The 6,085-nt window shown below is 46.1% G+C and carries 6 protein-coding genes; all 6 read left to right on the forward strand.

The features are described from left to right. Window positions 1-76 precede the first annotated feature (76 nt). On the forward strand, window positions 77-1,018 hold the full coding sequence (locus tag DWW60_RS11590) for a hypothetical protein (protein WP_117875424.1): 942 nt from the start codon (window positions 77-79) through the stop codon (window positions 1,016-1,018). 25 nt (window positions 1,019-1,043) lie between these two features. Then, window positions 1,044-2,006 carry a glycosyltransferase family 2 protein gene (locus tag DWW60_RS11595; RefSeq protein WP_117875425.1) on the forward strand — a complete coding sequence of 321 codons (963 nt, stop codon included), beginning with the start codon at window positions 1,044-1,046 and terminating at the stop codon, window positions 2,004-2,006. A gap of 46 nt (window positions 2,007-2,052) precedes the next feature. Next, on the forward strand, window positions 2,053-3,288 hold the full coding sequence (glyA, locus tag DWW60_RS11600) for a serine hydroxymethyltransferase (RefSeq protein WP_015533968.1): 1,236 nt from the start codon (window positions 2,053-2,055) through the stop codon (window positions 3,286-3,288). 97 nt (window positions 3,289-3,385) lie between these two features. Then, a complete protein-coding gene (locus DWW60_RS11605) occupies window positions 3,386-4,360 on the forward strand; it encodes an LCP family protein (protein WP_158565910.1) in 975 nt (324 codons plus the stop codon). Between the two features lie 7 nt (window positions 4,361-4,367). Further along, window positions 4,368-5,330, forward strand: a complete 963-nt coding sequence (gene srtB, locus DWW60_RS11610; protein WP_117875427.1) for a class B sortase — start codon at window positions 4,368-4,370, stop codon at window positions 5,328-5,330. A 104-nt stretch (window positions 5,331-5,434) separates the two neighbouring features. Then, the gene (locus DWW60_RS11615; RefSeq protein ID WP_117875434.1) at window positions 5,435-6,058 is read left to right on the forward strand and encodes a hypothetical protein; all 624 of its coding nucleotides are present in this window, start codon (window positions 5,435-5,437) and stop codon (window positions 6,056-6,058) included. Window positions 6,059-6,085: the final 27 nt, after the last annotated feature.

Consider the following 6,085-nt stretch of genomic DNA (forward strand, 5'->3'; position numbering starts at 1 on the left):
TGAAATTAATGGTATAATTGGCGCTGGTGAAAAATGTTCGGTATATTATTTGAAATTTACATGAGGAGGGCAGGGAGTGAGTACAGAGAATGTAAGCTTAAAAAAGATAGATCTTGGCGATTATGTTTTTCTGGCGAGACCATGCGTGGCTGTTTCGGAGGAGGCTGTGAAGCATTTGGCAGAAAGGGCTAGGCAGGGAAAACTGGAATTTATCGGAGTGTTTGATGACAGAATGGATGACAGTGTCCAGCGGGAAGTGGTTATGAGCCTGGCATCGTCTCCTGAGATATCGATAGCGATACGGCATGTGTGCGCGGGGCTTTACAGCAGAAGCTTTCTGGACACATACTGCGACGGAGAGGAGGCACATCAGCAGGGTCTGTTTCCTGATCTGTATATATTGTGGATGGCATTTGCACATGCTGATAGGGCGATGTTTGTAGCCTGTGACATGTGTGACAGAGTTGAGATAGACACAGTGTGGATAGACGATGTGGATGCGGCGTACACGGTCAATATAACCTACGACCGCATAAAGGATCATCTCATGCAGGACTGGTCTGTGTGGGAGAAGTGGAAGGGATATTACACTCTTCAGAGATGGAGATGTTACTACGAGATGCTTCACTGGATGACAGAGGATGCGGGCTGGCAGTTTGCTGAGCGTATGGCTGTTGATTTCCACAGGAGCATGGAACTTGATGAGCTTGACCAGGAGCTGTTCAGCCAGGAGGAGAAGACAGGGCTTTATGTTCTTGCTAAGGATCCGGGATTTCTCAAGAGATATTATCTCGGCAAGGTAGTCTACAGCAAAAAGATATTTGACCTTAATAATGAACTGGGGCGACGCGCTGAAGAGCTGGATGCGAGTCACAGAGAAAATGATGAACTCAGAAGAGAGATGGAAGCTCAGCGGATCAACTATGAGACATCAACCACGTTCCGTGTGGGCAAGGCTGTGATGTTTGTTCCGGTGACACTGAAGAAGGCTGTAAAGAAGCTTTTGCATAGAAACTAACAGATGAGATGGAGGGGGTGTATCAGTGATTGATGTATCGATTGTGTTGACAGTATACAATGCGGAGAGTTACATAGAGGGATGTCTGGACATGATAACCGGACAGACCCTTAGAAATATACAGATAATATGCGTTGACGATGGATCCACCGATAATTCGTCGCAGATCATAGAACAGTATGCGCAGAAGGATGACAGGATCGTACTTATAAGAGAGAAGAATGCCGGAGCGGGTGCGGCAAGAAACCGCGGAATGCAGGAGGCAACAGGAAAATATATACTGTTTCTCGACTGCGACGATTTATACGAGCCTGAGATGGTAGAGAAGGCTTTCCGCAGAGCCGAGGAGGAGCAGGCGGAGATAGTCATCTACAAATCAGACCAGTACAACATGGATACTGAGGAGTATGTATATGAGAAGTGGGCCATGATAGAGTGGGCACTTCCACCGTATGAGCCGTTTAACCGCAGACAGATATCCACAAATATATTCAGAGCATTTGTGGGATGGGCGTGGGATAAGCTGTATCTCAGGGAATTTGTGATGAAGAATGATCTGAAATTCCAGGAGCAGAGAACCACAAATGATGCGCTGTTCGTGTTTAGCGCGCTGGTGCTGGCGGAGCGCATATGTACAGTAAGTGAGATACTCATCCACAGAAGAGTGGATACCCGGGATTCGCTGTCCAAGACCAGAGAGAAGTCGTGGGATAACTTCTATCACATGCTGCTGGCACTCAGACAGATGCTGAAGGATCACGGTCTGTACACAGAGATAGAGAAGGACTATATAAATTACGCTCTTCACTTCAGCCTGTGGAACTACAACACGCTGGCGGAGCCAACAAAGACAAAGCTCAGAGAGAAGCTTCTCGGCGAATGGTATGACGAGCTTGGAATATCCGCAAGACCTGAGGAATATTTTTATGATGAGTACGAGTATGGCCAGTACAAGGACATGTTAAATTTTACTGTTGAAAAACAGTGATATATATGAGTATAATAGGAACAAATTTTTGATGGAGGTAAATTCGATGTTCAGTTTTGACGAGATAACAAAGGTAGATCCAGAAGTAGCGGCAGCAATGACAGACGAGTTCAACAGACAGAATAACAATCTGGAGCTCATAGCTTCCGAGAATATAGTATCAAAGGCGGTTATGGCAGCCATGGGCAGCCATCTCACCAACAAGTATGCAGAGGGATATCCTGGTAAGAGATATTACGGTGGATGTCAGTATGTGGATGTTGTTGAGGACCTTGCGCGAGAGAGAGCCAAGGAGTTGTTTGGCTGTGAGTATGTGAATGTACAGCCACACTCAGGAGCACAGGCAAACATGGCAGTATTCTTCGCAATACTTAATCCTGGCGATACATTTATGGGAATGAATCTTGATCACGGCGGACATCTCACCCACGGTTCACCGGTCAACATGTCTGGAAAGTATTTCCACTGCGTGCCATACGGTGTAAACGATGACGGATTTATAGATTATGACAGAGTTCTCGAGATCGCAAAGGAGTGCAAGCCAAAGCTTATCGTAGCAGGAGCTTCAGCATATGCCAGAGCTATTGATTTCAAGAGATTCAGAGAGATCGCTGATGAGGTTGGAGCATATCTTATGGTCGATATGGCTCACATCGCCGGACTTGTGGCAGCAGGACTTCACATGAGCCCAATCCCATATGCCCATGTGACAACAACCACAACACACAAGACTCTCCGCGGACCTCGTGGTGGTATGATCATGTGCAGCAACGAGATAAATGAGAAGTTCAATTTCAACAAGGCAGTATTCCCAGGAATCCAGGGCGGTCCTCTCATGCATGTGATAGCCGGTAAGGCAGTATGCTTCAAGGAGGCTCTTACACCTGAGTTCAAGGCATATCAGGAGCAGGTTGTCAAGAATGCGGCAGCACTTGCAAAGGCACTCATGGCAAGAGGATTTGATATTGTATCAGGCGGAACAGACAATCATCTGATGCTCATGGATCTCAAGAGACTTGGACTTACAGGTAAGGAAGTTGAGAAGCTTCTTGACGAGGTTCATATCACAGCAAACAAGAACACTGTTCCAAACGACCCTAAGTCACCATTTGTAACAAGTGGAATAAGACTTGGTACACCAGCCGTTACCACAAGAGGTGCAAATGAGGCTGACATGGAGATCATAGCAGACGCCATAAAGGCAGCAGTCCTTGACAATGATAAGGCAAAGGCTGAGCAGCTTGTAAAGAGCATTGTAGAGAAGTATCCACTGTATGCATAATCGATAAGAAATATTGATGCATTGCAGTTCGTCAGGCATATAAGATAAGAACAAGAGCGGCACGGAAGTTTCCGTGCCGCTTTTTGAGAACATGAACATGAAAAGTAACAGTAAAGTTAAGAAAAAATTACTCATAGCAGCCGTGGCTGTTCTGGCTATAGTTGTGGCGGTGATCCTGGTATGTGCGGCATATCTTCATGCGGGCAGAAGCTCCCTCAGAGGACAAAGATCCAGGGATGCTGAAATGCTGTATGAAGGTCACAGTTACATGTATGATGAAGACAACATTAATATACTGTGTATCGGTGTGGATGCCAGAGGAGAGGCTGACACCGTGGGACAGGGGGATGCCCTGATACTTGTCACACTCAATGTCAGGGACAAGACGATAAGATGCCTGAATATCAACAGGGATACTCTGGCACCTGTCAAGGTATTTGGTGTTGCGGGCAAATATATCACGACCCAGAATCTTCAGGCAGCACTGGCATTTTCATATGGCAGTGATGTGGCTGACGGTGCGGAACTCACGGAATATACGGTATCAGAACTGCTTGACGGACTTCCGATACATGCATATGTGACGCTTGACTTTGATGGGATCAGCAAGATGAACGAGCTTGTCGGCGGAGTGACGGTGAAAGCCATGGAGGATCTGGACAGAGCAGATATACGCCAGGGCGAGACAGTGACACTGTCGGGGGAGCAGGCGGTATATTATGTGACGGAGCGCAACAGTGCCTCGGAGGATATAGGAACAAATGCCGCCCGTATGGACAGGCAGAAGCAGTACATGTGTGCATGGTGCGGCCTGCTAAAGGAAAAGCTTAAGAGAAATCCCCTGAAGATATGGGATATGTATGAACAGATGTCGGGAAATATATCAACAGACATATCCAGAACCGGGATGCTGTATCTGGCGTGGAAATTTGCCGGGGCGGAGTTTACTGATGACGGAATGTATGAGCTCCCGGGTTCATATGAGAGAGAGAATTATTATGATGAATATATTGTTGACGATGCGGCGTTAAAGGAGCAGCTTGTCCAAATGTTCTACAGAGAAGTGGAGTAATGCCTGTATGCAGAACGATGATAGACAGGAAGAATTAGAAAGAAAAATTGCAGAGGCGGTGGCGCTCGCGCAATCCGTTGTCGAGGACAATGAGCGGGAAAGTCACGCAGAAAATGGAAATACCGACAGTCCTGAGACAGAGGCAGTGATGACCGAACCGGGAGGAGAGCGTAAGAAGCTCTTATGGAAGGTAGTCTTGGGGGTATCATCGGTGGTTTTGCTGGTGTGCATCTGCCTGATCGTGAGATATGCGTTTGCACATAACCGGAGCAACCGTGCAAACCGGGCACTCAGGGAGTATGTGGATTATGGAACAGATGGAGCTACGGAGAGCTATGCCTCGTCCAAGCAGGATGCAGGAATTGATGATGTGATATTCCCGCATGTGAAGGTGGACTTTGATGAACTTCAGAAAAAGAATCAGGATATATGTGCGTGGATATACATACCTGGAACAGATGTCGATTATGCGGTACTGCAGGGCAGTGACAACAGCTATTATCTGAGCCATGATGCATATGGGGAGTACAGCCCTGATGGAGCAATCTTCATAGACTCTGCAAATTCCAGAGAATTTTCGGATTTTGATACGGTCATGTATGGACACAACATGTCCAGTGGAACTATGTTCAAGACTCTGCACAATTATGAGGATGAGGAATTCCTCAGAAACAACAGGAATGTGTATGTATACACACCAAACAGTACACTGTGTTATACGGTGTTTGCTGCATACAGGACAAATGACAGACATATATTCACATACAATGATTTCTCTGACAAAAAAGGCAGACGGTCGTACATAGATGGAATATTTGACGAGAATTTTGATACTGGGGTTGTGCAAAATGACCAAAAAATAGATGTTGACAGCAGACTGCTGACTCTTTCTACATGTTGTGGAATGGATGGAAAAAGATGGATCGTGCAGTCGGTACTCACAGGGGAAATAGAAGCGGATGCCAGATAAAAAAGGGAGTTTTGCACAATTGACGCTCTCTTTTTATGATGGTATACTTTGGAACAAAGTATGATGTCAGGAGAAGGACATCAGGGAGACAAGGAGTGAAGGTTATGACAACAAGATTGGGGAAGGCAGCTTCATTTAAGAGAAAAGTGGCAGCCTGGCTTGCAGCGGTGACGATAACATTAGGCTGCGGAACTACGGCATTTGCGAATAACAGCCCGGAGAATGATTATGAGACAGATTCGACACACATTCTCATATCCGAGGCGGATACAACTATAGCGGATATTGACAATCTCATGCTTGGAGATGCACCATCGGAGGTGCTTGGAGATAAATCATTGGATGGATATTCAACTCTTGCAGTGTTCTCAGTTACAGCGGTGAATGATTATGATTATTCTGAGATAGAGACGACAAAGATCAGAGGAGCGGCCATCACCAGTGATATGACAGTTCAGGTGAGATTTCTTCCGGATGACGGAGAATGGACCAAGATCCCATTCAGCGTAGAGAGCGGAGTTCTTCTGGCAGAATTCCCATCGGATGGACAGCTTGCAGTGTTTGTCAAGGATGACATAGATATACCGGATGATGATGATCCTCAGACTGCGGGTGTATCACAGGCAGGAAAGGCACCACAGACAGGAGACAGACTTCCAATATACATATTTACCGGAATCGTAGCGGCGGCACTTGTGGTTGTATCAGTGAGAAAGATAAGAAAATAATATATAGTGTATATAAAAAAAGAACTT

This window comes from Coprococcus sp. AF16-22, assembly GCF_003461545.1.
Taxonomy (GTDB): Bacteria; Bacillota; Clostridia; order Lachnospirales; family Lachnospiraceae; genus Coprococcus; species Coprococcus aceti.

Excerpts from the sequence above, each read along its gene's own strand:
- glyA (WP_015533968.1), top strand. The coding sequence starts at position 2,053 with ATGTTCAGTTTTGACGAGATAACAAAGGTAGATCCAGAAGTAGCGGCA.
- srtB (WP_117875427.1), top strand. The coding sequence starts at position 4,368 with ATGCAGAACGATGATAGACAGGAAGAATTAGAAAGAAAAATTGCAGAG.
- DWW60_RS11615 (WP_117875434.1), top strand. The coding sequence starts at position 5,435 with ATGACAACAAGATTGGGGAAGGCAGCTTCATTTAAGAGAAAAGTGGCA.
- DWW60_RS11605 (WP_158565910.1), top strand. The coding sequence starts at position 3,386 with ATGAAAAGTAACAGTAAAGTTAAGAAAAAATTACTCATAGCAGCCGTG.